The organism is Ciceribacter sichuanensis (assembly GCF_024055605.1).
GTDB lineage: Bacteria > Pseudomonadota > Alphaproteobacteria > Rhizobiales > Rhizobiaceae > Allorhizobium > Allorhizobium sichuanense.
In genome coordinates, this window is record NZ_JAMXLX010000005.1 from 253445 (window position 1) to 279451 (window position 26007).

Genomic DNA, 26007 nt, shown 5'->3' on the forward strand with positions numbered 1-26007 from the left:
ATATCTGCGGGAGCGCACTATATGGCAAACACGGCCGGGCTGACAAATCGGTCCGCAGTGGGTGGCCGTTGGCGATCAGGTTTTCGACAGGAGCAGACGGATACCGGCGAAGCCGAAGACCATGGCAAGCGTGCCTTCGATCCATCTGCGGGATTTCCTGTAGGCGCGTCCCATGACCGCCGTTGAGAACATCAGGGCATAGCCGATAAAGACCGAAAATCCGATGACGGCACAGCCGCCGACGATGGCGGCGAGGGTGTGGGCCGGGGCATCGGGACGCAGGCCGAGGGACATGATCGCGATCCATCCGAGAATGGATTTCGGGTTGGTGAGGTGCAGCAGGAGGCCCTTGCGATAAAGTGTCGTCCATTTCGTTGCGGTATCGGTCGTCATGCGAGGGTCGCCCGATGACAGGGCGGATTTTGCCGATTTGTAGGCCAGATAGAGCAGGTAGAGGCCGCCTGCGATCTTGATGACGAAGAGGGCTTCGGCGTAGCGCGCCAGGATGGTGGAAATACCGGTGGCCGTCAGCGCCGCCCAGAACATGCTGCCGGTCAGGATACCAAGCGCCAGGGCGACGGCTGACGCCCGACCCCGATTCATGGCAACGCCCATGATGGCCATGTTGCTCGGGCCAGGACTGGCGACCGCAATCAGATATGTGAGGTAGACGAGCAGGAGATGGTGAAGATGCTCCAGATACAAGAGGCTCACTCCGATTGCGGTTTTCGCGGAAATGCGCGTGTTTTCGGAACTGTAGCGACGGACATTGATCCGCAAACAAGGCCGATCTTCGTTTATCGGATAAAAAGGCAAGTGTACCCGGGACAGGGGTTTCCGTCGATCACCTCACCTTTTGCCAGGTGCGGTCACCGATCCGCGGACGATGAGGTCCGGCATGATAAGGATTTCGCGTTTTTCGGTGAGAGGTTTGGCGAGCGTTTCGAGCAGCAGTTCCATGGCCTGTTTGCCGATTGCCGTGCGGGGCTGGCAAATGGTGGTGAGAGGCGGATTGAGAAAGGTCGCCTGCGGCACGTCGTCGAAGCCGATCACCGAGAAGTCGCGGGGCAGGTCGTAGCCGCGGGCGGAAAGTCCGTTGATGACACCGACGGCGGTGGCGTCGTTCACGCACATGAAGGCCGTGGGCAGGGTGTCGCGCATGAAAAGCTGCTCCACGGCGAGCCTGCCGCTTTCGATGGAGCCTTCGCCATCGAGCACCATGCGCTGTGCCTGCGGAATTCGGGCAGCATCAAGGGCGAGGTCGTAGCCCTTGCGCCGGCGCACATGGCCGAGCCTGGTCTTGCTGTCGCCGACGAAGGCGATGGAGCGATGGCCTGAGGCCAGCAGATATTCGGCCGCCTTGCGGGCGCCCGCCGTGTCATCGACGCCGACATAGGGAATGGAGCTGCCGAAGACAGGCTCGAAGACTGCGACGGAGGGCGGCAGGCGGGTGGTCAGTACCTGATGGCCGAAGGGCTCGTGTCCGGTGAACAGCAGCAGGCCGGCGGCCTGGCCGGAATTCAGGAATTTCAAATATTCCAGGCCGCGTTCGGGGTCGTTCTGGGTGTGGCCGATCAACACGCCGAAACCATGGGCGCGCGCCTCATTTTCAAGCCCTATCAGGATGCTGGAAAAGTTCGGGTCGCCGATGTCGGGCGCCAGAACGAGGATCATGTTGGAGCGGCCCATGCGCAGGCTGCGGGCCATGGCATTGGTCGTGTAACCGGTGATCGCAATCGCCTGATTGACCCGTTGGCGGGTGGATTTCGCCACCTTTTCCGGCGTGTGGATGGCCCGGCTGACCGTCGCGATGGAGACTTCCGCCAGACGGGCGACATCCTCGATCGTTGCGGGCTGGGAATTCGACACGGCCATGGTCCCGTTTGCGTGGGTTTTTAACGGCTTGCGGCCTTCGGCGGCATCTTGCAACCGCGAAAGCGGCGGGCAATCAAACAATCCCCAATTGAGGCATGATGTAAACCTTTACATGAATGATGTAAAGGTTTACATAGATCGTCATAAGCGGTTGAGGAGCCGTCGGGAGGATTGCATGACACTGGTTGGGGAGCAGCCGCGCACGCCCGTGCTTGCGGCCGAGCGTATCTCTAAGTCTTTTGGCGAAGTCCAGGTGCTTTTCAGCGTCGATTTCGACGTGCTGCCGGGCGAAGTTCATGCACTGGTCGGGGAAAACGGCGCGGGCAAGTCGACGCTCATCAAGATCCTCTCCGGTTTCGAAAGTCCCACATCGGGCCGCATCCTGCTCGACAGTCAGCCGGTGTCGCTGCCGGCCAACGGCGCGGCGGAAGCGCTGGGCATCGTGCTGATCCATCAGGAATTCAATCTCGCAGATCATCTGACTGTCGCCGAGAGCCTGTTTCTCGGGCGGGAAGTCACCCGCTTCGGCGTGCTCGACCGCAAGTTCATGCGCCGCGAGACGCGACGGGTGCTGGATCTGCTGGGTTCCCATATCGATGAAGACGCGCTGATCAGCTCGCTTGCCGTTGCCGACAAGCAGATGGTGGAAATCGCCAAGGCGATCAGCCGCGAGGCTCGCGTGGTGTTCATGGACGAGCCGACCGCGGTATTGTCGCGGGAAGAGACGGATATCCTCTTCGACCAGGTGCGCAAGTTGCGCGACAAGGGTACCAGCTTCGTCTTCGTGTCGCACAAGCTCGACGAGGTGATGGAGCTCACCGACCGGGTGACAGTGCTGCGCGACGGGCAGTGGATCAAGACCGCGCCGACGGCGCTGCTCGACGGCGAGTCCATCGCGCAGCTCATGGTGGGGCGTGAACTGTCGAGCCTTTATCCCTCGAAGGAAGAGCCGGATGTGGACGAGCAGATCGTTCTGTCCGTGCGGGGGCTGACGACGGGTTACGTCAAGGATGCCGGTTTCGAGTTGCGCAAGGGCGAGGTGCTTGGCTTTTCCGGTCTGATCGGTTCCGGCCGCTCGGAGCTGATGGAGGCGATTGCCGGTCTGCGCCCGCGGCTTTCCGGCGAGGTCACGCTGAAGGGCGCGTCATTGCCGCCGCATGATTTTGAAGAGGCGACCCGCCGAGGGCTCGCCTACATGACCAAGGATCGCAAGGGCAAGGGTCTGCTGCTCGGGGAAGGCATGACGCCGAACCTGACGCTGCAATCGATCGACCGGCATGTGAGGCATGGTTATCTCGATCCCGCCAGCGAGGCGAAGGCAATGGCGCGGGCGAAGCGTCGCTTCGATATTCGCGTCCGTGACGACCGGGTGAAGGTCGGGCGGATGTCGGGCGGCAACCAGCAGAAGCTCCTGCTCGCCAAGATCATGGAGACGGAGCCCGACGTCATCATCATCGACGAGCCGACCCGCGGTATCGATGTCGGCACCAAGCAGCAGATCTATCATTTCATTGCAGCGCTTGCCCGGGAAGGGCGCTCGATCATCGTCGTTTCGTCCGAGATGCCGGAGGTGATCGGGCTCTGTACTCGGGTTGCCGTGATGCGGGAAGGACGGCTGGTCGGCATGCTGGAGGGCGAGGAGATCTCCGAGCAGATGATTATGCGCTACGCCGCGGGGTTGAGGAAACAGCAGGCCGTCGGCTGAGCCTGGGTTTGAGCCGGCGGGCGGGGAAGGAAACAGGGCAGGACCGTATCGGCCGGCCGGGAGGTTGAATTGGACATGAGCATGAATACCGAAACCGATCCGCGTGCGTCCCGAGGCCGGGGCTGGCGCGATGTCGACCTCCGGGCAATCGCGCCGTTTGCGGCGCTCGCCCTGCTGCTGGTGATCGGGGCGCTGGTCAATCCGAACTTCATCGGCCTCACCAATCTCGCCAATGTCGCCACCCGTAGCGCGTTCATTGCCATCATCGCGGTCGGCGCGACCTTCGTCATTTCGTCCGGCGACCTCGATCTTTCGGTCGGTTCCATGGTCGCCTTCGTGGCGAGCCTGATGATCCTGTTCATGAATTCCGGCGCCATCGCCGATCCCGCGCTGATGCTGGCCGCAGCCGTTGCGCTCGCCGTCGTGATCGGCGGCCTCTGCGGTCTTGCCAACGGCCTCATCACCACCGTCGGACGGATCGAACCCTTCATCGCCACGCTCGGCACCATGGGCATCTATCGAGGACTGACCACCTGGCTGTCGCAGGGCGGAGCGATTACGCTCAGTTCGCCGCAGCAGCAGGCGCTCTATCGTCCGGTCTATTTCGGTTCGATCCTCGGCATTCCCGTGCCGATCCTGGTGATCCTGCTGGTGACTGCAATCGCCGCCTTCATCCTCTATCGCACGCGCTACGGCCGGCATGTGGTGGCGGTCGGCTCCAACCGCGATGTCGCCCGTTATTCCGGCATAGGCGTCGACCGGGTGCGCACCATCGCCTTCGTCATCCAGGGGCTCTGCGTCGCCATCGCTGTGCTGCTCTATGTGCCGCGCCTCGGCTCGACATCCGCGACGACGGGCATTCTCTGGGAACTGCAGGCGATCACCGCCGTCGTCGTTGGCGGTACGGCGCTCAAGGGCGGGGCGGGGCGTGTCTGGGGCACGATCTGCGGCGCCTTCATTCTCGAACTGGTCGGCAACATCATGCTGCTGTCCAATTTCATCAGCGAATACCTGATCGGCGCCATCCAGGGCTCGATCATCATCATCGCGATGCTCGTTCAGCGCTCGCTGACGCGCAAATCGTGAGGCCGCCGGGCTTTAGGGGTCGCCCGGCGCACGTCTCAAGACCCTGAACTTCGGGAGGAGAAAACATGTACAAGAAACTGATGGGTGTCGCCCTTGCCATGACAGCGATGGTCAGTCTTGCCCAGGCGCAGGAAACCAAGACAATCGGCGTTTCCATTCCGGCCGCCGACCATGGCTGGACCGCCGGCGTCGTCTACCACGCCAACCGCGTCGCCGACCTCCTGATGAAGGAGCATCCAGGACTGAAGGTGGTGGTCAAGACCTCGCCGGATCCGGCAACGCAGGCCAATGCGGTACAGGACCTCGAGGTTCAGGGCATCGACGCGCTGGTCATCCTGCCGACCGATCCGGATCCGCTGGTCAACGCCATCAAGGAAGTGAAGAGCAAGGGCACCTTCGTTTCGATCGTCGACCGCGCGCCTTCGGTCAACGACAATTCCGTGCGCGACCTCTATGTCGCCGGTAACAATCCGGCGCTCGGCGAAGTCGCCGGCCAGTACATCAAGGACAACACGCCGGATGCGGAAGTCGTGGTGATCCGTGGCCTGCCAATCCCGATCGACCAGCAGCGCCAGGACGGCTTCGACAAGGCCATTGCCGGTTCGAACGTCAAGGTTCTCGACCGCCAATTCGGCAACTGGAACCGCGACGACGCCTTCAAGGTCATGCAGGACTACCTGACGAAGTATCCGAAGATCGATGTGGTCTGGTGCCAGGACGACGACATGGCCGTCGGCGTGCTGCAGGCGATCGAGCAGGCCAAGCGCACTGACATCAAGTATGTCGTCGGCGGCGCCGGTTCGAAGGACATGATCAAGAAGGTCATGGACGGCGACAAGATGATCCCGGTCGATGTTCTCTATCCGCCGTCGATGGTGGGCACCGCCATGGAACTGACGGCTGCTGCGATCTACGACCAGGTTCCGGTTCATGGCACCTATACGCTCGATGCGACGCTGGTGACGGCAGACAACGCGAAGAACTACTACTTCCCCGATTCTCCGTTCTGAGCTTCCGGCATTTCCTATGAAAACGCTCTGCCCGAAAGATTGTCGGGCAGAGTTCGCGAGCGCCGTTGACAGGCGCGTCAGGTCCGATACTCGTTACGGTAACGTTGCAGTAGGTGTTTCAGGGGGGATAATGATGAAAACGATTAAGGGTCCGGGTATTTTTCTTGGTCAGTTTGCCGGCGATGCCGCGCCGTTCAATTCCTGGGATGCGATCACCAAATGGGCCGCCGACAAGGGCTATCTCGGCGTGCAGGTGCCGACATGGGCGGGCCAGCTGATCGATCTGAAGAAGGCAGCGGAATCGAAGGATTATTGCGACGAACTGGCCGGTATCGCCCGGCAGAACGGCGTCGAGATCACCGAACTTTCAACCCATCTTCAGGGCCAGCTCGTCGCCGTTCACCCGGCCTATGACGAGGCCTTCGACGGCTTTGCCGTGCCGGAGGTGCGGGGTAATCCCAAGGCGCGTCAGGCCTGGGCTGTGGAACAGGTGAAGTTTGCGCTCAAGGCTTCGCGCCATCTCGGTATCAAGGCGCATGCGACGTTTTCGGGCGCGCTGGCCTGGCCCTATTTCTATCCCTGGCCGCAGCGTCCAGCCGGTCTGGTGGAAACCGCTTTCGACGAACTGGCGAAGCGCTGGACGCCGATCCTCGACTATGCCGACGAACAGGGCGTGGATATCGCCTATGAAATCCATCCGGGCGAAGACCTGCATGACGGCGTGACCTTCGAGATGTTCCTCGATCGGGTGAAGAACCATCCGCGCGCCAACATGCTCTACGATCCGTCGCATTACGTGCTGCAATGCCTCGACTATCTCGACAACATCGACATCTACAAGGAACGGATCAAGATGTTCCACGTCAAGGACGCGGAATTCAACCCGACCGGCCGGCAGGGCGTTTATGGCGGCTATCAGGGCTGGGTGAACCGGGCCGGGCGCTTCCGCTCGCCGGGCGACGGTCAGGTCGATTTCGGCGCGATCTTCTCCAAGATGGCGGCGAATGATTTCGAGGGCTGGGCCGTGGTCGAATGGGAATGCGCGCTGAAACATCCGGAAGACGGCGCCCGCGAAGGGGCCGAGTTCGTCAAGGCGCACATCATCCGGGTAACGGAGCGGGCGTTCGATGATTTTGCCGCCGGCGGCACGGACGACGCCGCGAACCGCCGGATGCTGGGCTTGTGATACCGTCAGGCCGTCCGAAGGGCTGCGAGATCGCAGCCTTCGAGGGCGGCGAGGTTGCGCTCGATCCGGTCCGCCGGCCAGTTCCACCAGGCGATGTCGAGAAGGTCGGCAATCGTCTCTTCATCGAAGCGCATTCGGATCATCGAGGCTGGGTTGCCGCCGACGATAGCAAAGGGCGGGACGTCCCGCGTTACGACGGATGCCGCGGCGACGATGGCGCCGTGGCCGATGGTGACACCGGGCATGATGGTGGCATTGTGGCCGATCCAGACGTCATGGCCGACCACCGTGTCCTTGACCGGCAGGTCTTCGTATCCGTTGATCGTCTCCTGCCGGAAGATGCGGAATGGATAGGTCGTGAAGCCGGCCATGGGGTGATTGGCCGAGGATGTGATGAAGAACGCGCCGCGGGCGATCTGGACGTACCTGCCAATGACGAGCTTCTCCTTGCTGACCGGATAAAGATAAGGGGCAAGCAGGCCGGCCGTTTCTTCCGCCGGGGCGGAGTGACTGAAATAGCTGAAGTCGCCGACGTCGATCCGCGGGTGATCAATGACGTTCTTAAGGTACATGGTCTGCCGGTAGGGCGTTCCGTCGGCAAGCGTGATGGGATAGGCGAGATCGGGATTGAGAAGGGGCATGGTGTGAAGACCTGTTCGAGCATTGTCGCAAGCCGCAGGCCCCCGTCGAGGCAGGCGGCGATGGTGCTTTCGCCTCTGGCGAGGCGGATCTTCAAAAGGTCACTGTCAGGGCATCCTTCTCTTGCGCAACAATAATCTAGCGTCGGGAATACCGCAAAGCCAGCCCGTCGCCCGTAAGAATGGAAACAAAACCAAGGGAGAAACTTCATGACGATCGAAGCAGGCAAGTCGGACCCGGCAGGCGGGAAGCGCATCCGGCTCGGCATGGTGGGCGGCGGACAGGGCGCATTCATCGGCGGCGTACACCGCATGGCGGCCCGGCTGGACGATCACTTCGAACTCGTTGCGGGTGCGCTTTCCTCGACGGCGGAAAAGTCGATCGCTTCGGGGCGTGATCTCGGGCTCGATCCGGAGCGCTGCTACGGTTCGTTCGAGGAGATGGCGGAGAAGGAAGCGAAGCGGCCGGACGGGATCGAGGCTGTTTCCATCGTGACGCCGAACCACATGCATTATCCGGCGGCGAAGGCTTTTCTGGAGCGGGGTATCCATGTCATCTGCGACAAGCCGCTGACATCGAACCTCGACGACGCAAAGAAACTGAAGGCGGTGGCCGAGGCATCGAAGGCGCTGTTCATACTCACCCACAATTACACCGGTTATCCGATGGTGCGGCAGGCGCGCGCGATGGTGGCTTCCGGCGCGCTGGGCGACCTTCGCGTCGTGCAGGTCGAATATGCGCAGGACTGGCTGACGGAGGCGGTGGAGCAGACCGGCGCCAAGCAGGCCGTGTGGCGCACCGATCCCAAGCAGTCGGGCGTTGGCGGTGCGACCGGCGACATCGGCACGCATGCCTTCAACCTCGCGTCCTTCGTCACCGGTCTCACGTTGAAGAGCCTTGCTGCGGACCTCGACAGTTTCGTGGAGGGTCGCCGGGTCGACGACAACGGCCATGTGCTCCTGCGCTTCGAGGGTGGTGCCAAGGGCATGCTGTGGTGCAGCCAGGTCGCTCCGGGCAACGAAAATGCGCTGAAGCTTCGCGTCTACGGCACGAAGGGCGGCCTCGAATGGCAGCAGGAAAATCCGAACTATCTCTGGTTCACGCCGTTCGGCGAACAGAAGCGTCTGGTGACCCGTAACGGTGCGGGAGCCGGTGCGGCGGCGACCCGCGTCAGCCGCATTCCGGGCGGTCATCCGGAGGGTTATCTCGAAGCCTTCGCTACGATCTATTCGGAAGCAGCCCTTGCGATTGCCGCTTTCAAGGCAGGCAAGCCGGTCGATCCGGCCGTGGTCTATCCGACCATTGATGATGGCGTGAAGGGTGTCGCTTTCGTCGAGGCCTGCGTGGCTTCGTCGAGGACGGATGGCGCCTGGGTTTCGCTCTGACGGGCAAGGCAGCGGCGGAATGTATCCGCCGCCACGCTTTTTTGGGTTTTTATCGATCGTAACTTCTGAAACGTTGCAGAAAACGAGCCTTGCCGCTTGTACCCTGAGGCTACTTTGGTCTAAACCGCCCGCGGCCAAATTCAACGTTCCGGCGGAATTCCCGTCCATACCGTCCGGCACATCAGAAAAAAACGAGTGACCAGATGATCGATCCGAAAAGCCTTGCCGATCGCTTTCCCGGCGATTTCGTATTCGGTGTCGCCACCGCTTCCTTCCAGATCGAAGGCGCGTCGAAGGAGGATGGCCGCAAGCCGTCCATCTGGGATGCCTTCTGCAACATGCCGGGCCGCGTTTACGGCCGTCACAACGGCGATGTCGCCTGCGACCACTATCACCTGTGGGAACAGGATCTCGACATGATGAAGGAGATGGGCGTTTCGGCCTATCGCTTCTCCATCGCATGGCCGCGGATCATTCCCGAGGGTACCGGTCGCATCAATGAAGCCGGTCTCGATTTCTACGACAAGCTGGTCGACGGCCTGAAGGCACGCGGCATCAAGGCATTCGCGACGCTTTACCACTGGGACCTGCCGCTGGCGCTGATGGGCGAGGGCGGCTGGACGGCGCGCAGCACGGCTTACGCCTTCCAGCGCTATGCCAAGATCGTCATGGCGCGCCTCGGCGACCGGCTGGATTCTGTTGCGACCTTCAACGAACCCTGGTGTTCGGTCTGGCTTTCGCATCTCTACGGTATTCATGCCCCCGGCGAGAAGAATATGGATGCGGCGCTTCATGCGTTGCATTACACCAATCTCGCACACGGCCTCGGTATCGACGCCATCCGGCAGGTCGCGCCGCAGGTGCCGGCCGGTATCGTTCTCAACGCCCATGAGGTGATTGCGGCCTCCGATAGCGCGGCGGACAAGGCTGCGGCGGAACGGGCCTTCCAGTTCAACAACGGCGTGTTCTTCGATCCTATCATCAACGGCCAGTATCCGGCCGAGTTCATGTCGGCGCTTGGCGACCGCATGCCGCCGATCGAAGACGGCGACATGGCGATCATCAACCAGAAGCTCGACTGGTGGGGCCTCAACTATTACACGCCGATGCGGGTTGCCGACGATCCGACGCCGGACGCGGAGTTCCCGGCAACCATCGGTGCTCCCCCGGTTTCCAAGGTCAGGACGGATATCGGCTGGGAAGTCTATGCGCCGGCGCTGAAGTCGCTGGTTGCAGGCCTCTACAACCGCTACGAACTGCCGGTCTGTTACATCACCGAGAACGGCGCCTGCTACAACATGGGAGTCGAGAACGGTGAGGTGAATGACCAGCCACGCCTCGACTACTATGTCGAGCATATCGGTATCATCGCCGATCTCATCAAGGACGGCTTCCCGATGTCGGGTTACTTCGCCTGGAGCCTGATGGACAACTTCGAATGGGCGGAAGGCTATCGCATGCGCTTCGGCATCGTGCATGTCGACTATGATACGCAGGTACGCACCATCAAGAAGAGCGGCAAGTGGTATAGCGAACTGGCCGCGCAGTTCCCCAAGGGCAATCATCAGGCGGATTGACCAGCTGGCGCCTATCTCGTCCATTTCTTTCCAGCCGGATTGCATCGCAGTCCGGCTGGTTTTCTTTTGAGCCACCAGCTTCTTCGCTTCGGCCGGAGCTTCAGCATTTCCGTTTCTGCGTCGGCTTCATTCAAGGCGGTCCGGTTCCAGTATGGAAAGCCGGGTGTCATTTTTGACCGGACGGAATTTTCTCCTGTTGGACAAATTTTCCGGAAATGTGGGGTGCTTTGGGCAAAATATCTCTCGGCAGGTCGGAGGTGCGGAGTCATAAGCAGATCCGCTTTCCACGGTGCATGGCAGATTTGCTGCCGATTCGCTCTGGGCGGGTTTGAAAAGGTGAAGTCAAAGATGCTAGATCGGCGCCATATCGTCCGAATGTGTATGTCGCGATAGAACTATCCGGCCTGCGATCATCTTTGCCGTCGAATGACGCCTTTCACCGAAGAGACTTTCATGAAGAACCGACCCATTTCGCGCAATGCCTCAAGAGGAGGCGGCCGATGAGTGCGCTTGCCGTATCAGCCGGGCGTCCGATGGTGGCGTTCGAAGGCGTGACCAAGCATTTTGGCGGCACCAACGGACAGCCTGGTTTCACCGCGCTTGGCGGCATCGACTATGTGGTTCCGAGGGGGGCGATCACCGGCATCATCGGCCGTTCCGGCGCCGGCAAGTCGACGCTGATCCGGCTGGTCAATGGTCTGGAACTGCCGACTTTGGGCAAGGTGCTGGTCGATGGCGTCGATGTCGGCGCACTGGACGAAGCGGGCCTTCGGACCCTTCGCCGTTCGGTGGGCATGATCTTCCAGCATTTCAACCTGCTGTCGTCGCGCACCGTATACGACAACATCGCTTTGCCGCTGGAGATTGCCGGCATCGACCGAAAGGCGATCGAAGCGCGGGTGAGGCCGCTGATCGATCTCGTCGGCCTTTCGGACAAGGCGGGACGTTATCCGGCAGAGCTTTCCGGCGGGCAGAAGCAGCGCGTCGGCATTGCCCGCGCGCTTGCGACCGAGCCGAAGCTTCTGCTCTCCGACGAGGCGACCTCGGCGCTCGATCCCGAGACCACGCAATCGATCCTCGAACTGCTGAAGACCATCAATCGAGATCTCGACCTGACGGTGCTGCTCATCACCCACGAGATGGAAGTGGTGAAGACCATCGCCTCGGAAGTTGCGGTGATCGACAAGGGGCTGATCGTCGAAAGCGGCCGTACCTTCGACGTTTTCACACGGCCGCGTCATGAGACGACGCAGGCGCTGCTTTCCGCTTCGATCGGGGCCAAGTTACCCGAGTGGATCCGCTCGGACCTGAAGGCCGAACCTGCTGCGGGCGACCGTGCGCTCGTCCGGCTGATCTTCTTCGGCGAGACGGCGTTCCAGCCTCTGACCGCCCGTCTCGTTGCGGAGATCGGTCCTGACGTCAACATTCTTGCGGGCGCGATCGATGAGATCGCCGGCGAACCCTTTGGTTCGCTGGTGGTTTCCTATCCGGCCGATCCGGCGACGCTGGAGCGTGCTAACCGTTTCTACCAGCAGACCGGTCTTGCCACGGAGGTGCTCGGCTATGGCGCCTGAGATGCTCGTAAACCTGCTTCTGAAAGCCCTCTGGCAGACCCTGCAGATGGTGAGCGCCGCCGGACTGATCGGCACCGTGATCGGACTGCCCATGGGTGTCTTCCTCGCCACCAGCGGGAAGGGCGAATTGTTCGCCGCGCCGACGGTCAACCGCATCATGGGGCTGATCGTCAACGCGCTGCGTTCGACGCCGTTCATCATCCTCGTGGTGGCCATCATTCCGCTGACCCGGTTCATCACCGGCACATCGATCGGCACGATTGCCGCAATCGTGCCGCTGACGATCTCGACCATTCCGTTTATCGCCCGCCTGATCGAAGCGGCGATCCGGGAGGTGGACAAGGGGCTGATCGAGGCCGCGCGCGCCATGGGCGCCACGCCGTTCCAGATTGTCACTAAAGTGCTGCTGGCCGAGGCGCTGCCCGGCATCACGCTGGCATTGACGCTGACGCTCGTCAGCCTGATCGGCTACTCGGCCATGGTCGGCGCGGTCGGCGGCGGCGGGCTCGGCGATCTGGGCATCCGTTATGGCTACCAGCGCTTCATGCCGGAAGTGATGCTGGCGGTTGTCGTCGTGCTGATCGTGCTGGTGCAAGCTGTGCAGAGCGCCGGCGACACGCTGGCCCGGCGCTTCGACAAGCGCAGCCGAAAGAACTGAAACCTCCCTTCAGTAAACCCAAGGAGAAAACACAATGAGGAAACTGATCGTCGCCGCTGCCATCGCAGCTCTCTTTTCCGCCGGCGCTGCCCTGGCTGAAGACATCAAGGTCGGCGTGACCGCCGGCGAACACGCCCAGATCATGGAAAAGGTGAAGGAAATCGCCGCCAAGAAGGGCCTCAACATCGAGATTGTCGAGTTCTCCGACTACGTCGTTCCGAACCAGGCGCTGGCCGATGGCGACCTCAACGCCAACTCCTTCCAGCATCAGCCCTATCTCGACAACCAGATCGCTGACCGCGGTTTCGATATCGTCAGCGTCGGCACCACCATCACCACCCCGATGGGCGTCTATTCCAAGAAGGTGAAGAGCCTCGACGAACTGAAGGACGGCGCGACCGTCGGCATCCCGAACGACCCGACCAATGGCGGCCGCGCGCTGCTCGTTCTGGCTTCCAAGGGCCTGATCAAGGTTGACGAAACCAAGGGCCTGAAGGTTGGTCCTGCCGACGTGACCGAAAACCCGAAGAACATCCAGTTCGCCGAACTCGATGCCGCCCAGCTGCCGCGTTCGCTCGATGACGTCGATGCCGCCGTCATCAACACCAACTACGCCATGGAAGCCGGCCTGCACCCGAAGACCGACGCCATCGCCATCGAAGGCGAAAAGTCGCCCTACGCCAATGTTATCGCCGTCCGCACGGCCGACAAGGACGCTCCGTGGGTGAAGACGCTGGTCGAATCCTACCACGACGACAGCATCAAGGCCTTCATCAACGAAGAGTTCAAGGGCGCCCTGATCCCGGCGTTCTGATCCTCGTCAGCAATCGACAATCCGAAGAGCCCTCTCCGCAAGGAGGGGGCTTTTTCGTTTCCGCGGATGGCGATTGCATTTTGCGCTGCAACAACGGAGACTGCTTCCATTGGTTGCAATGGAGGTGACGATGGCCCGGCTTCAGCTTCCCGTATTCAATGCGCCTTTCTCAGGCGATGTTTCGCAGACGATCAATCCCTGGACATGGATCTTCAGTCCCGGCGCCGGCAGTCAGGTGGGGTTGTTCAACCTCAGCATCGATCTCGGCCCCTCGACCGACCCCGAAGTCGAAAAGGATATCCTGAGCGGGGTCGCAAGCTATGGCAAGCAGCTTGGCAGGGTGGAGGATGCGCTGCGTCTGGTGATCGAGACGCTGGAGCCGATGGTCGGTGAGCGCAAGCTGAGTGACGACAAGGCGATCATCGCCTTCAAGGCGCTGATGTATGAAATCGATAACGTCAAGGAACATCACAGCCGGGGCGGGAAGGGCAAATAGCCCTTTCCCGAGGGATCGGCGGCGTCAGCTTCCCATGTGCCGTTCGCCGCGCTTCTTGGCCAATGCGATCTGCTGCTGGCGCTGGCGATAACGGTCGCGGTCGGCTTCTGTGCGGTCGTTATAGCAGTGCGGGCAGGTGACGCCCTCCTCGAACAGCGGTGACTTCACCTCTTCCGCCGTCAGCGGATAGCGGCAGGCGTGGCAGAGCGTGTGCTCGCCTTCCTGGAGGCCGTGAGTGATCGAGACGCGCTCGTCGAAGACGAAGCAGGCGCCATCCCAGAGGCTTTCCTCCGGCGGCACTTCCTCGAGATATTTCAGGATGCCGCCCTTGAGGTGATAGACCTCGTCGAAGCCGATTTCCTTGGCGAAGGCCGTCGACTTTTCGCAGCGGATGCCGCCGGTGCAGTACATGGCGATCTTCGGCTTGTTGTGCAGGCCGGGATTGTTGCGCATCCAGTCCGGAAATTCGCGGAAGGTCTTTATGTTTGGATCGATCGCGCCTTTGAAGATGCCGATCGCCGTCTCGTAATCGTTGCGGGTGTCGATCACGATGGTCTCGGGATCCGAGATCAGGGCGTTCCAGTCCTTCGGATCGACATAGGTGCCGACGATCTTGTTGGGGTCGATGCCCTCGACGCCCATGGTGACGATCTCTTTCTTCAGCCGCACCTTCATGCGCAGGAAGGGCATCTTCGATGCACGGCTTTCCTTGTGTACGAGTTCGGCGAATTCCGGCTGGGCGTGCAGGAAGGCAAGCAGCTTCGCGATGCCCTCGTCGGTGCCGGCGACGGTGCCGTTGATACCCTCGGCCGCCAGAAGCAGCGTGCCCTTGATGCCGTTTTCGCGGCAAAGCGCAGTGAGCGGCTCGCGGAAACTTTCGTAACGCGGGAAGCGGGCGAAATGATAGAGCGCGGCGACGCAGAAGGCGCCGCCCTCTTCATGGCGAGGGGTCTGGAGATCGTCGGTCATGGCCCGGGAAATACTGCCTCAGCCGCTGCGAAGCAACGGTTTTCGCGCATTCGGCCGCACTTTGAATTTTGTCAAATTCCGAACAGTGGCAACTGGAGCGTTTCCTTTGGCTCGGAAGAGAGCGGCGTCGTGCCCGCATTCATAGCCGAAGCGATGGTTACCGCATCCTCCTCGGTTATGCGCAGGATGCCGAAGCGGAAGGCATAGCCCCAGTTTTGTTTGCCCCTGGTCAGTTCCAGCCGGTCGAGCAGGGGCCGGATCGGGGCGGGCTGCGATGCATGCCATTCGACATCACGGCGGGAGGGATGAAAACCTTCCATCACCTCCACGCGATAAGGCGGCTTTTCAAGAAGGGTGCCGATGGCGGTGAAGGCCTTGAGTGGCACTGCCTGACCGAAGATCGCGGAGGACGAATAGGTGATGACCGTCTCGCCGGGCCGGATGCGCCTGAGCGGCGCATCCTTTCCATGGCAGGCCTGCACGAAGCCGCCGGCAACGCCGCCCGCGACATGATCGGCGGAAGCTACGATGATCCAGGCCATGGCGATCAAACCGGAGGGTTGTAGAAGCGGATGCGGTGTCCATCCGGGTCGGCAAGCAGGAAGGTGCGGCCGAATTCCATATCCACGGGGGATTGCAGGACGGTATGTCCGGCGTGGCCTATTTTTGCCCAGGCTTCATCGACCGCAGCGGGGCTTGCAAGCGGAACAGCGATTTCGATCGTGCCCGCTGCGCCCGTTGGCGCAGGCTCGACGGTGTGACGCGACCACAGGCCGAGTTTGATGCCGCCGGGAAAGACGAAGATGGCGAAGGTTGGGGAGTGTTCGACCGGCTTTACGCCGAAAATGCCGGCGTAGAAGGCAACGCTCTTTTCCGGGCTGTCGACATAGAGGATGGTGAGGTTCGGTGTCATGGGGTTCTCCTTTTCGAGAGCCCGAGACTATACCGGCATGCTGTCAGAAAATGGCAGTAGGATGCTTTGTCAGTAGAGACGGTCGGCAATACCGGTCTTCTGTCGCCACTCCTTCAAGAGCTGGGTGCGGCGACGGGGATAGCGGTCTCGTCCCTGTTCCAGGATCTCCATCCTATCCGTGCGGAAGTGACGGAAGTCGTTACGCAGCGTGCACCATGCGAGAAGCACGCGGGCGCCATCGAAGAAGGCAAGAGCGAAGGGCCATATGACGCGTTCGCTGGCGCTGCCCTTGTCGTCGCGATAGGCGATCCGCAATGTCCGCTCGTCCTGCATCGCCTTGCGCAAAAGGCCGAGGTCCACCTGATCCTCAGGCGAACGAGGCTTTCCTCCTGCCAGCAGCGGGCTTGCTGCCATCTTTGCCCTCAAGTCCGCGGGAAGAACGGCATCGATCTTGGACAGCGCATCGCGGGCGGCAAGGGCGAGCTGCGGATCGGTTCGGTTGGCCACCAGTCGCATGCCGAGCACCAGCGCCTCGATCTCGTCAGCGGAAAACATCAGGGGCGGCAGCATGTAGCCCGGACGCAGAACGTAGCCAAAGCCGGGTTCGCCCTCGATTTCGGCACCTTCGGCCTGAAGTGCGGCGATATCGCGGTAGAGCGTGCGGAGAGAAATGCCGAGTTCTTCCGCCAGGGTCCGGCCGGCGACCGGGCGACGATGGCTGCGCAGGATTTGCAGAAGCGAGAGAAGGCGCGTGGAACGGGTCATCGACCGATACTAGCAGGCCTGCTGACATTTTCTGTCAGTATTTTCAGCCGGTCGCGGCTTCGATCCACAGGGCCTCGATTGCGCTCGCTTCCCGTTCCGGCCGGTCGGCGAAAACCCTTTCGGCAAGTTCCAGCGCATCGTGACGCAATTCCTGCTGCTGGCGGATGATGGCGCCGATAAGCTGGGAGACTTCCTCGCCGTCGCCGAGCATTGCCGGTTCCCGGTCGAGAAGGTCGACGAGGAGAGCAAGGTCGTGTTCGTGGCCGAGCAGTTCGACAAGACTCCTGGCCTCGGCGCGCTTTGCCCGCATGGCCGATGGCCAGATGTCCCTGAGCAGAGCAAGGTTCATCCAGTAGGCCTGTCCCGCCTTGCGCAATTCGTGGAACAGTTCGGCATGGGCTCCGCCGCGGCAGGCCTGAAGCGCCTTCTTTCCGCGCGTCAGGCTTTTCTTCCAGCCCTTGGCGATAAGACGTGCCGTCTTCCGCGGGCTTTGCGGAAAATCGATGTCCTCAATGGCCGCGATGGTCGTGTGACAGCTTTCCACGGCAGCGCGCGCCTTTTGCGGCAGGTCCGTTTCCGTCGATGCCAGCGCGTCCCGACGTTCAGTGAGCTTTTCGCGCGCATGAACAAGGGCGCGACGCTCGTCGTCGTTCAGGGCGTGGGTTTCGAGATAGCTGACAGTCTCGATGAGGGCGGTGGCATCGCGCACCAGCGACAATGTCCGTGCTGTTTGCTGCAGGCGGGCGTTTTCGGTGGCGCGGAAATCCGGTTTGTCGAGCGCAATAAGGCGGTAGAGCGACCTCACCCGCTTGAATTTCTTTCTCGCCTCGTGGACCGCCTCATGCAGCCCTTTCGGCTGTTCCTCGAAGGCGGCAATGGCCAGTTGAAGCTGTTCGACGGCGATGGAACGAACTTCCTCGCCGAAGGCACGTCCCGGCCTAATTCGATACGGCATGAACGAGCTCTGGCTTCAGACGTTCGGTCGCCAGCGCCTGGTTGGAATACCGGCGATCGCCGGTCACTTCACGTCCCACCCAATCGGGGATAACCGGGCGGTCCTCCTCCGATTTCAGTTCGACCTCGGCTATCACCAGCCCTCGATAGGCGCCTTCGAACACGTCCACTTCCCAGGTGAAACCGGCAACTTCGACGGTGTAGCGCACTTTCTCGATGACGTTGCCGACCGCGAATTCGATCATCTCGGCGGCTTCTTCCAACGGGATCGTGTATTCGAATTCATCACGCACAAGCGCGCTCGAGCCGAACTTGATGGTCAGCTTGGCCGTTTCCTCATTGCTGGTGCGAACACGGATCGAACGGTCATGATTGACCGAGAGATAGGCCTGCCGCATCGGTGTGGCGGATGTGGTCTGCGATCTCCACCCGTCATTTGCCACAAGGAACTTTCGCTCGATTTCCTTTGCCATGGACTTCTCCCGGGCTGACAACCGACGTTAAGCTAGCTTAACTTTGTCACGAGACCAAACGAATACGACGGGCGTGCGCAATTGTCTCGACAATGACATGCTGTCGGGATAATCCTCAGGCGATTTCAATCGTTTTAAGAGGTGGCATTGCCATGGGCGCGAAAACCGAAAAGCTTCTTTCCACTTTGAAACTGCAGCCGGTCGTGCCGGTTCTGATCATCGAGGATGCGGAAAGCGCGGTGCCGCTTGCCAGGGCGCTCGTTGCCGGCGGATTGAAGGCCATCGAGATCACCATGCGCACCGATGCGGCGCTCGAAGCCGTACGCCGGGTGGCCGATGAGGTCGAGGGTGCGGTGGTCGGCGCGGGCACGATCCTGAACGCCGCCCATTTCGAGGCGGCCGTTGCTGCCGGTTCGCAGTTCATCGTCAGCCCGGGCACGACGCAGGAATTGCTGGATGCCGCTCGCGGTTCCGATATCCCGCTGCTGCCGGGCGCTGCGACCGCGAGCGAAGTGATGGCCCTTCGCGAGGAAGGCTATCAGGTGCTGAAGTTCTTCCCGGCCGAGCAGGCCGGTGGCGCAGCCTATCTGAAAGCCCTGTCCTCGCCGCTGGCGGGCACGCTTTTCTGCCCGACCGGCGGCATTTCGCTCAAGAATGCCAAGGACTATCTCAGCCTTCCGAACGTCGTGTGCGTCGGTGGCTCGTGGGTCGCGCCGAAGGAACTGGTTGCTGCCGGCGACTGGGCAGGCATTACCAAGCTTGCTGCGGAAGCTGCGGCTCTCGCCGGCTGACCGGCTAGGACTCCGGAAGAAAGGTCTGGCGGCGTCTTTGTAATTTCATCATTGCCTCCCTATTTAGCTTTCGACAACGAAAGTCAGGGAGAGACCGATGTTCGATGCGAAGAAGCTGCTTGACCAATTCCTCGGTTCGCAGGTGCCGGGTGCCAACGGCAGTGTGAAGCAGAAGGCTGGAGACATCGTCCAGCTCGCCAAGGATAATCCCCTTGCGACCGGCGCGATTGCCGCCGTTCTGCTCGGCACCAAGACCGGTCGTTCCCTGGGCGGCAATGCATTGAAGCTTGGCGGCCTCGCCGCCATCGCCGGCCTCGGCTATCAGGCCTACAAGAACTATCAGGCCGGCAAGGCTCCGCAGGAGGCGGCTTCCTCCGAGCCGGAACTTCTGCCGCCGCCGGCGGATTCTCCCTTCAGTCCTGATGCGCCGGCAGCAGGCGAGGATTTCGTTCTCGCTCTCGTCCGGGCCATGATCGCCGCCGCCAAGGCGGACGGTCATATCGATACCGAAGAGCGACGCCGCATCATGGACAAGGTCCATCTGTCCGGCCTCGGCGCGGAAGCCGAAACCTTCATCGAGGCCGAGCTTTCAGCCCCGACGGATCTGGATTCGCTGGTGGCCGCTGCGAAGACCGAAGAGCAGAAGGTCGAGCTTTACACGGCATCGCGGTTGGCGATCGAGCCCGACAGCCGTGCCGAAAGGGGCTATCTCGATCTGCTGGCGGGTCGTCTCGGTCTCGCCGACGCGCTGGTTGACCACATCGAGGCAACGGTTTCGGCCGCCAAGGTCTGATCACAGGCGGTCATGCCGCATCTGGGCCGGTTGCCTTTGACGGGCGGCTGGCCTACTGCTTTGCCCTACAATGTAAAGAGGCAAGCATGCGCGATCTTTCCACATTCAAGGGCTGCCCGGCGCCGACTCCGGTGACGCTGAAGGGCCGTTTCGTCACCGTCGAGCCTTATGACAGGGAAAAACACCTGCAGGCTCTGTGGGACGGGCTGGGCGATGAGGACATCAATCCGTTGCTCACCTATTTCACCCAGCCGGAGTTTGCCGGCGTCGGGGACTTCGACGCATGGCTTTCCGGTGTGCAGTCCAAGGGCGGCTGGGTCACGCATGTCTTCCGCGACAACAAGACGGGCAATGTGGTCGGCATGGCGAGCTATATGCGGGCCGATCCGGCAAACGGCGTGGTCGAAGTGGGCGGTGTCGCCCACGGTCCGGCAATGAGCCGAACGCCGCTTGCCACGGAAGCGCATTACCTGATGGCACGCAATATCTTCGACGATCTCGGCTACCGTCGCTACGAGTGGAAGTGCCATAACGAGAACGAGCCCAGCAAGACGACGGCGAAGCGCTACGGCTTCTCCTTCGAGGGCGTTTTCCGCCAGCACATGTTGTCCAAGGGGAAGAACCGCGACACCGCATGGTTCTCGATCATCGACGGCGAGTGGCCGGTGGTGAAGGCGGCCTTCGAGGCTTGGCTTTCTCCGGAAAACTTCGATGCCGAGGGCAAGCAGATCCGCAAGCTGGAAGACATTCGCGCCGGTTTGACGGCTGGCGGTGCGGCATGAGCGGCGAAGAGCAGAGCCGTTCACCGGCGCTGGCGGCGGCAGCCGTCGTTATCGGTTTCGCACTGGTTCTTCTGGCGCTGCCGTCGGTGGTGCTGTGGATCGGTGATTACTCGCCCGTTCTCGCGACTATCGTCGGGACGATCGGCATCATGTCCTTTTTCATCGTGCTCTGGCTTCGTGCCCGCTATCAGCGAAGGCATGCTGGCGGTTCCGACAAACCTCAGCCGTGAAGCGCTGCGGCAAGCAGCACGGCTCCCAGCAGAATGACGAAAAGCGCGCCGGCGATCTCGATGGTCGTCGCGACCGTTTTTGCCGTTGCCGAGCCGGGGCCGGAGATCCGTACCGCCAGCGATTTCGCCGAGACGGCGATGATGGCCAGTGCTGACACGGTGATCGCCGTGCCGAGCGCCATGGCGAAGACGGAAAGAGCGCCGCCGAGATAAAGTCCGTTCAGAAGCGCGAAGGTCATGACCAGCAGCGCGCCGGAGCAGGGGCGAAGGCCGACCGCGACGATGGCGGACCAGGCCTCGCGCAGACGGAAATCCTGCTGCGACAGCATCTTCGGATCGGGCAGGTGGGTCATGCCGCAATCGGCGCAGACCGCGCCCGGCGAGAGCGTGGCGTGGTCGTGATCCAAGGCATCGACACGGAAGCTCAAACCGGTGGTCGTGGCCGGACCTGTCGACATGGCAGCATCGAACAGGCCGGCGCTCACGGGAGACTGTCGGGTTACCCAGATGCTCTTCAGCTTGCGCAGCAGCAGCCAGACGCCGAAGGCGATGACCATGCCGAAGCTTGCGATTTCCATGGCGTTGGTGGCAGCCGTCATGGTGATGCCGGTGCCGCGCAGGACGAAATAGGCCGCGGCCACGATTGCAATTGCCACTACGCCCTGCAGGAAGGCGGAAACGAAGGAAATCGCGATACCACGCTTCAATTCGGTTTCGTTGGCGATCATGTAGGAGGAGATCACGGCCTTGCCATGACCCGGGCCGGCCGCATGGAAAATGCCATAGGCGAAGGATAGGCCGAGCAGGGGCGTCAGGGTGGAGGGATCTTCCCGCATCGCCTTCAGCGCGCCGGTGAGTGAGCGATAGAAGGCCTGCTGGTGCTGGTTTATCCAGCCGAGCCAGCCGCCGAAGAGGCCTGTCGCCTGAAAGGATGGTTCCGCCGTGCCAATCCCGAGGGGCGAGGCCGCATGGGCGACGGACGCTACTGCCCCTATCATGGTGGCGAGCGCCAGCGATCGCAGGACAAGGCGGCGCATCAGCATGTCACCTCGAGCCGGGTCGCGAAGAGCTTGCCCATGTCGGTGCCGGCGGGATCGTTGAAGAATGCTTCCGTCAGCGACGACTGGTTCTGGGCGATCACCTCGTCCGGGTCCGGGCGGATGACCTTGTGCTTGCACTTCTGGAAACCGGTGCCTTCGACCACGATGTCGTCATCCTTGGCGAAGTCGATGGCGGTGTAGAGCGTCGGGTCATGAACGCCGAAGGACAGATTGCCCTTGATCGGCACCTTCTTCTCGGGCTTCACGACGAAGAAGACGAGGAGCTGGTGATCCTTGAAGTCGACGTGGAAGTTGTCGGGCTTGGCGACGGAGACAGGTGCCCCATCGCTGGTGATGAAGGTGAAATAGCCGTAGTCGGCGAGAGAGGTGCGGATGGTTTCCGCGATCTCATGCAATTCGCTGTGGTCCAGCTTCAGATCGGAATTCGTATCGAAGTCCATCAGCACGCTCGAGGAGAAGACATCATCGAAGCGCCAGACATTGCGCAGCTCCGAAACATTGCCGTCATCCCCGGCGATCACCTCTAGGCGAGCCTCGGCGAAGATGTGCGGGTGGGCGAAAGCCGGAAGAGGCGCCAGCGACAAAATCGCAGCCCACATCGCCAGTCTTTTTCCCATGCCTTCTTCCTCTTTCACGCGGCTCGCGACTGATTCTCTCTTGCTCGCGGATTGGGACGGAAATTAGGACTCGCCTACGCGGGTCCCATTTCATCACGCATATTTGCGGAACCAGCCGTGCAGATAGTCGACGAAGACGCGAACCTTGGCGGGCAGGTAGCGGCGGTGGGGATAGACGGCATAGATGCCGCGATCCTTAGTCAGGTATTCGTCGAACAGGGAAACGAGTTCGCCAGATGCGATATAGGGCTTGGCGATGAAGTCCGGGACCATCGCGATGCCGAGGCTGGCGCGGGCGGCGCGTAGCGTCGCCTGTGGGCTGTTGACCTCAATCGGCCCGCTGACGGCTACCGATATTTGCGAACCATCCGGCTCGACGAATTTCACGCTGTTGTGGGAGCGGGAATTGGTGTCGATGATAACGGGCACCCGAGAGAGTTCCTGCGGGTGGGTGAGGGGGCCGTACTTCGCCACGAAATCGGGCGTGGCGCAGGCATAGACGCGGAAGTCCGAGAGCTTCTTGGCGATCAGGCCCGAATCATCGAGGCGGGTGATGCGAATCGCGAGGTCGAAGCCTTCCTCGATCATATCGACGAAACGGTCGTCGGCGACGATCTCAAGCGAAAGGTCCGGGTGCTCAGTCGCAAAATCGATGAGGGACTGGCCGACATCCGCGTCGATGAAGGTTCTGGGAACCGTGACCTTCAGCTTGCCCTTCAGGTCGGTGTTGTTCTCGCGCACGAGGTCGGCAAGGTTGTCGATCTCCTTTAGGATATCGGCGGCGGTGCGGTAGTAGGTATGGCCGGCCTCGGTCAGCGAAAATTGCCGGGTTGTGCGGTTGAGCAACAGGGCGCCGAGTTCGTCTTCCAGCTCCCGTACATATTTGGAGAGAAGGGCCTTGGAGCGCCCGGTCTTGCGCGCGGCGGCCGAAAAACCCTCTGCTTCGACCACGTCGATGAAGGCGCGAATGCGGGTGAGCGTGTCCATGAAGCGGTCTTTCTCCTGATTTGTTCCGAATAGTGAACAAAACGAGAGATTGTTCAATCAATTTTCTTATGGCGGTTGCAAAAACCTCTTGATTATGACGACGAATATTCATATCTCACGGCTGCCCAAAGTCGCACGTGCCTGTGGGTGTCCGCCGACCCTCGAACTGGGATTTGTCCCTAAGGTGAGGTCATCGGTAAGGTACCTGGAACTAACCCCTCCAGTCGCTATTCCGGCCAACCGGGAAATGCGAGGACATCTTGAAGCAACGACGGTGCGGGCCTTTCTGGTTCTCTCCCGGCTTTCCATCAGCCGGGGTCACTGAAGAGGCACACCATCATTGCCGGAAGTGCGGTAGGGTTACCCCTCCAATCCATGGCAGACAAAGCGGATTCATGCTCTCGACCGAGAGGGCGTTTATCCATTGTTTCGCGCGTTGAGCGTTCGTACGGCACCAGTGTCTCCACCAACTGGATTCGTGCGATGTCTCTTCGTCCTTTGTCCTCTCGCGCCCGGCAACGGGTTCGGGATCCTTGGAACTTGTGAGGGATACACCCATGGCCACCGCTCGTATTCTCGACTTCATCAACACCCGACGTCCCGAAGGTCCCTGCCTCGTGGTTGATCTCGACGTCGTGCGCGACAATTACAGCGCCTTCCGTCACGCCCTGCCGGACAGCTCGATCTACTACGCCGTGAAGGCCAATCCGGCTCCGGAAATCCTGTCGCTGCTCGCCTCCATGGGCTCGAGCTTCGATTGCGCTTCGGTTGCCGAGATCCAGATGGCACTCGACGCCGGTGCTTCCGCCGACCGCATCTCCTTCGGCAACACGATCAAGAAGGAACGCGACATCGCGCGCGCAAACGCTCTCGGCGTCGATCTCTTTGCAGTCGACAGCCATGAGGAAGTCGAAAAGATCTCGCGCGCCGCTCCCGGCGCCCGCGTGTTCTGCCGCGTGCTGACTGATGGCGAAGGCGCCGAATGGCCGCTTTCCCGCAAGTTCGGCTGCGTTCCGCAGATGGCGGTCGACGTGCTGGTCTATGCACACCAGCTCGGCCTCGAGTCCTACGGCGTGTCCTTCCATGTCGGTTCGCAGATGACCAAGGTCGATGCCTGGGATGCCGCTCTCGGCGATGCCAAGCGCGTCTTCACCTCGCTGGCCAAGCAGGGCATTCACCTGCAGATGGTCAACATGGGCGGCGGCTTCCCGACCAAGTACCTGCGCGACATCCCGTCGGCGGAGGCCTATGGCCGCGCGATCAACGGCGCGCTGAAGAAGCACTTCGGCAACCACATCCCACGCACGATCATCGAGCCGGGCCGTGGCATGGTTGGCAATGCCGGTGTCATCAAGGCCGAGGTCGTCCTCGTCTCGAAAAAGTCGGACAACGATGCACATCGCTGGGTCTTCCTCGACATCGGCAAGTTCGGCGGTCTTGCCGAAACCATGGATGAGGCGATCCGCTACCCGATCCGCACCGCTCGCGATGCTGACGAGATGGAGCCCTGCGTGCTCGCCGGCCCGACCTGCGATTCCGCTGACGTGCTGTACGAAAAGAACATGTACCCGCTGCCGGTGTCGCTGACGATCGGCGACGAGGTCCTGATCGAAGGCACCGGCGCCTACACGACCACCTACTCGGCGGTCGCCTTCAACGGCTTCGAGCCGCTCAAGGCCTACGTTATCTGATGTCGACCGTGCCGGCGTGACCGGCACGGCAACAAAAACAACATCATCGGAAACTCTCTTGGTTCGGGAGGCCACAATGGCCGCTGTTCTTGATAGCGTGCGCGCATTCTTTGCGCCTGCACCTGCCTTTGTCATCGATGTCGAAACGCCGGCGGATGTCGTCGCGCGCGAAGCCCTGCTTGACCGCGCCATGGGCGCGGAGCGCCGCAAGAAGTCGTCGGAGAAGATCCGTCGCGGCCGTCTGCCGGCGGAAGGACTGGCCTTCGTTGCTCGTGACCGGGACGGCCATGTCGTCGGCACCGTGCGACTGTGGAATGTCGAGGCCGGTGTCGGTCGTGATGGCACCGTCATCGACGCGCTGCTGCTGGGCCCGCTCGCCGTCGATGCGGCCCATGAAGGCAAGGGCATCGGTTCGGCGTTGATGCGGGCAGCCATTCTCGAAGCCAGGAACCGCGACCATGGCGCTATCCTGCTGGTTGGCGATGCGCCTTACTATGAGCGGTTCGGCTTTTTCGCCGGCAAGACCCAGCATCTGGTCATGCCCGGCCCGTTCGCCCGTGAGCGTTTCCTGGCGCTGGAGCTCAAGGCAGACTGGCTCGATGGTGCTGCAGGCATGATCGTCGCCTCCGGCCGCAAGCTGTCGGCCCCGGCCTATCGCCGCGCGGCCTGAAATCTGAGAGACAGGCTCGCGCCACCGGCAGAGTTCGATGTGTCCGGAGGGGGCTGCTCCGGCATCTGAGCCGTTGGTCGAGTGCGAGCCTTTCATCCCGTCGCGGCGGCGGGAGCAGCGCCCCCTCCCTATCCACAGGGAGGGGGCGTTTTTCGTTGTGGCAGCCCGCTGATGTCGAGATCGGGTAACGGCCTCGTGTCTTGCTTTTAAAGCTTCGCCTAAAAATTGCCCCGTATGGGGAACAAAGTGGTACCTCGTGCTCGTTATAGCACCATGACATGTACGTCATGACCAACCGTATGATCC

The 26007-nt window shown here is 61.5% G+C and carries 28 protein-coding genes; 16 read left to right on the top strand and 12 right to left on the bottom strand.

Annotated features, from left to right (window positions below; genetic code table 11):
- Nucleotides 1–75: 75 nt before the first annotated feature.
- Nucleotides 76–705 (bottom strand): LysE family translocator, encoded by a 630-nt coding sequence (locus NBH21_RS16640; protein WP_250915364.1) that lies wholly within the window; start codon nt 703–705, stop codon nt 76–78.
- Between the two features lie 144 nt (nt 706–849).
- On the bottom strand, nt 850–1869 hold the full coding sequence (locus NBH21_RS16645) for a LacI family DNA-binding transcriptional regulator (RefSeq protein ID WP_250915365.1): 1020 nt from the start codon (nt 1867–1869) through the stop codon (nt 850–852).
- 181 nt (nt 1870–2050) lie between these two features.
- Here NBH21_RS16645 and NBH21_RS16650 point away from each other — a divergent pair, with 181 nt between their 5' ends.
- The 4 genes from NBH21_RS16650 (at nt 2051) to NBH21_RS16665 (ending at nt 6862) form a co-directional block, all read left to right on the top strand.
- Nucleotides 2051–3580: a sugar ABC transporter ATP-binding protein gene (locus NBH21_RS16650; protein WP_250915366.1), complete on the top strand. Its 1530-nt coding sequence runs from the start codon at nt 2051–2053 to the stop codon at nt 3578–3580.
- A 75-nt stretch (nt 3581–3655) separates the two neighbouring features.
- Nucleotides 3656–4666 carry an ABC transporter permease gene (locus NBH21_RS16655; protein WP_250915367.1) on the top strand — a complete coding sequence of 337 codons (1011 nt, stop codon included), beginning with the start codon at nt 3656–3658 and terminating at the stop codon, nt 4664–4666.
- A 65-nt stretch (nt 4667–4731) separates the two neighbouring features.
- On the top strand, nt 4732–5676 hold the full coding sequence (locus tag NBH21_RS16660) for a substrate-binding domain-containing protein (RefSeq protein ID WP_250915368.1): 945 nt from the start codon (nt 4732–4734) through the stop codon (nt 5674–5676).
- Between the two features lie 133 nt (nt 5677–5809).
- Nucleotides 5810–6862: a sugar phosphate isomerase/epimerase family protein gene (locus tag NBH21_RS16665; RefSeq protein WP_250915505.1), complete on the top strand. Its 1053-nt coding sequence runs from the start codon at nt 5810–5812 to the stop codon at nt 6860–6862.
- A gap of 5 nt (nt 6863–6867) precedes the next feature.
- On the opposite strand, the gene NBH21_RS16670 is transcribed toward NBH21_RS16665, so the two are convergent.
- Entirely contained in the window at nt 6868–7503 is a 636-nt protein-coding gene (locus NBH21_RS16670) for a CatB-related O-acetyltransferase (RefSeq protein ID WP_250915369.1), read from the bottom strand.
- 207 nt (nt 7504–7710) lie between these two features.
- On the opposite strand from NBH21_RS16670, the gene NBH21_RS16675 reads away from it, so the two are divergent.
- The 6 genes from NBH21_RS16675 to NBH21_RS16700 all read left to right on the top strand — a co-directional run bounded on the left by NBH21_RS16675 (nt 7711) and on the right by NBH21_RS16700 (nt 14005).
- Entirely contained in the window at nt 7711–8886 is a 1176-nt protein-coding gene (locus NBH21_RS16675) for a Gfo/Idh/MocA family protein (RefSeq protein ID WP_250915370.1), read from the top strand.
- Nucleotides 8887–9089: 203 nt separating this feature from the next.
- The gene (locus NBH21_RS16680; RefSeq protein ID WP_250915371.1) at nt 9090–10463 is read left to right on the top strand and encodes a GH1 family beta-glucosidase; all 1374 of its coding nucleotides are present in this window, start codon (nt 9090–9092) and stop codon (nt 10461–10463) included.
- A gap of 533 nt (nt 10464–10996) precedes the next feature.
- The gene (locus tag NBH21_RS16685; RefSeq protein WP_250915506.1) at nt 10997–12037 is read left to right on the top strand and encodes a methionine ABC transporter ATP-binding protein; all 1041 of its coding nucleotides are present in this window, start codon (nt 10997–10999) and stop codon (nt 12035–12037) included.
- Complete coding sequence (locus NBH21_RS16690) at nt 12027–12695, top strand: methionine ABC transporter permease (RefSeq protein WP_250915372.1); 669 nt, start codon at nt 12027–12029, stop codon at nt 12693–12695. The genes NBH21_RS16685 and NBH21_RS16690 overlap by 11 nt, the downstream gene beginning before the upstream one ends.
- A gap of 34 nt (nt 12696–12729) precedes the next feature.
- A complete protein-coding gene (locus NBH21_RS16695) occupies nt 12730–13509 on the top strand; it encodes a MetQ/NlpA family ABC transporter substrate-binding protein (RefSeq protein ID WP_099058879.1) in 780 nt (259 codons plus the stop codon).
- Between the two features lie 130 nt (nt 13510–13639).
- A complete protein-coding gene (locus NBH21_RS16700) occupies nt 13640–14005 on the top strand; it encodes a hypothetical protein (RefSeq protein WP_250915373.1) in 366 nt (121 codons plus the stop codon).
- A 24-nt stretch (nt 14006–14029) separates the two neighbouring features.
- On the opposite strand, the gene trhO is transcribed toward NBH21_RS16700, so the two are convergent.
- From trhO to NBH21_RS16730, 6 genes are all read right to left on the bottom strand, one after another.
- On the bottom strand, nt 14030–14974 hold the full coding sequence (gene trhO, locus NBH21_RS16705; RefSeq protein ID WP_250915374.1) for an oxygen-dependent tRNA uridine(34) hydroxylase TrhO: 945 nt from the start codon (nt 14972–14974) through the stop codon (nt 14030–14032).
- 71 nt (nt 14975–15045) lie between these two features.
- Nucleotides 15046–15516 (bottom strand): EVE domain-containing protein, encoded by a 471-nt coding sequence (locus NBH21_RS16710; RefSeq protein ID WP_250915375.1) that lies wholly within the window; start codon nt 15514–15516, stop codon nt 15046–15048.
- Nucleotides 15517–15521: 5 nt separating this feature from the next.
- Nucleotides 15522–15887, bottom strand: coding sequence for a VOC family protein (locus NBH21_RS16715; protein WP_250915376.1), 366 nt, complete (start codon nt 15885–15887; stop codon nt 15522–15524).
- A gap of 69 nt (nt 15888–15956) precedes the next feature.
- Nucleotides 15957–16652, bottom strand: coding sequence for a helix-turn-helix transcriptional regulator (locus NBH21_RS16720; protein WP_250915377.1), 696 nt, complete (start codon nt 16650–16652; stop codon nt 15957–15959).
- A 43-nt stretch (nt 16653–16695) separates the two neighbouring features.
- A complete protein-coding gene (locus NBH21_RS16725) occupies nt 16696–17607 on the bottom strand; it encodes a CHAD domain-containing protein (RefSeq protein ID WP_250915378.1) in 912 nt (303 codons plus the stop codon).
- Nucleotides 17591–18079: a CYTH domain-containing protein gene (locus tag NBH21_RS16730; RefSeq protein ID WP_250915379.1), complete on the bottom strand. Its 489-nt coding sequence runs from the start codon at nt 18077–18079 to the stop codon at nt 17591–17593. The genes NBH21_RS16725 and NBH21_RS16730 overlap by 17 nt, the downstream gene beginning before the upstream one ends.
- Before the next feature lie 152 nt (nt 18080–18231).
- On the opposite strand from NBH21_RS16730, the gene NBH21_RS16735 reads away from it, so the two are divergent.
- The 4 genes from NBH21_RS16735 (at nt 18232) to NBH21_RS16750 (ending at nt 20675) form a co-directional block, all read left to right on the top strand.
- A complete protein-coding gene (locus tag NBH21_RS16735; RefSeq protein ID WP_250915380.1) occupies nt 18232–18870 on the top strand; it encodes a 2-dehydro-3-deoxy-phosphogluconate aldolase in 639 nt (212 codons plus the stop codon).
- A gap of 97 nt (nt 18871–18967) precedes the next feature.
- A complete protein-coding gene (locus tag NBH21_RS16740; RefSeq protein WP_250915381.1) occupies nt 18968–19663 on the top strand; it encodes a tellurite resistance TerB family protein in 696 nt (231 codons plus the stop codon).
- 86 nt (nt 19664–19749) lie between these two features.
- A complete protein-coding gene (locus NBH21_RS16745; protein ID WP_250915382.1) occupies nt 19750–20445 on the top strand; it encodes a GNAT family N-acetyltransferase in 696 nt (231 codons plus the stop codon).
- On the top strand, nt 20442–20675 hold the full coding sequence (locus tag NBH21_RS16750; protein WP_250915383.1) for a hypothetical protein: 234 nt from the start codon (nt 20442–20444) through the stop codon (nt 20673–20675). The genes NBH21_RS16745 and NBH21_RS16750 overlap by 4 nt, the downstream gene beginning before the upstream one ends.
- Here the strand turns inward: NBH21_RS16750 and NBH21_RS16755 are convergent.
- The 3 genes from NBH21_RS16755 to NBH21_RS16765 all read right to left on the bottom strand — a co-directional run bounded on the left by NBH21_RS16755 (nt 20666) and on the right by NBH21_RS16765 (nt 23340).
- Nucleotides 20666–21718 (bottom strand): nickel/cobalt transporter, encoded by a 1053-nt coding sequence (locus NBH21_RS16755; RefSeq protein ID WP_250915384.1) that lies wholly within the window; start codon nt 21716–21718, stop codon nt 20666–20668. The genes NBH21_RS16750 and NBH21_RS16755 overlap by 10 nt on opposite strands.
- The gene (locus tag NBH21_RS16760; protein WP_250915385.1) at nt 21712–22353 is read right to left on the bottom strand and encodes a DUF1007 family protein; all 642 of its coding nucleotides are present in this window, start codon (nt 22351–22353) and stop codon (nt 21712–21714) included. The genes NBH21_RS16755 and NBH21_RS16760 overlap by 7 nt, the downstream gene beginning before the upstream one ends.
- A gap of 93 nt (nt 22354–22446) precedes the next feature.
- The gene (locus tag NBH21_RS16765) at nt 22447–23340 is read right to left on the bottom strand and encodes a LysR family transcriptional regulator (RefSeq protein WP_250915386.1); all 894 of its coding nucleotides are present in this window, start codon (nt 23338–23340) and stop codon (nt 22447–22449) included.
- Nucleotides 23341–23897: 557 nt separating this feature from the next.
- Between NBH21_RS16765 and odc2 the strand changes: the two genes are divergently transcribed.
- Nucleotides 23898–25031 carry an ornithine/lysine decarboxylase gene (gene odc2 / locus NBH21_RS16770; RefSeq protein WP_099058865.1) on the top strand — a complete coding sequence of 378 codons (1134 nt, stop codon included), beginning with the start codon at nt 23898–23900 and terminating at the stop codon, nt 25029–25031.
- 76 nt (nt 25032–25107) lie between these two features.
- Entirely contained in the window at nt 25108–25701 is a 594-nt protein-coding gene (locus NBH21_RS16775) for a GNAT family N-acetyltransferase (protein WP_250915387.1), read from the top strand.
- Nucleotides 25702–26007: the final 306 nt, after the last annotated feature.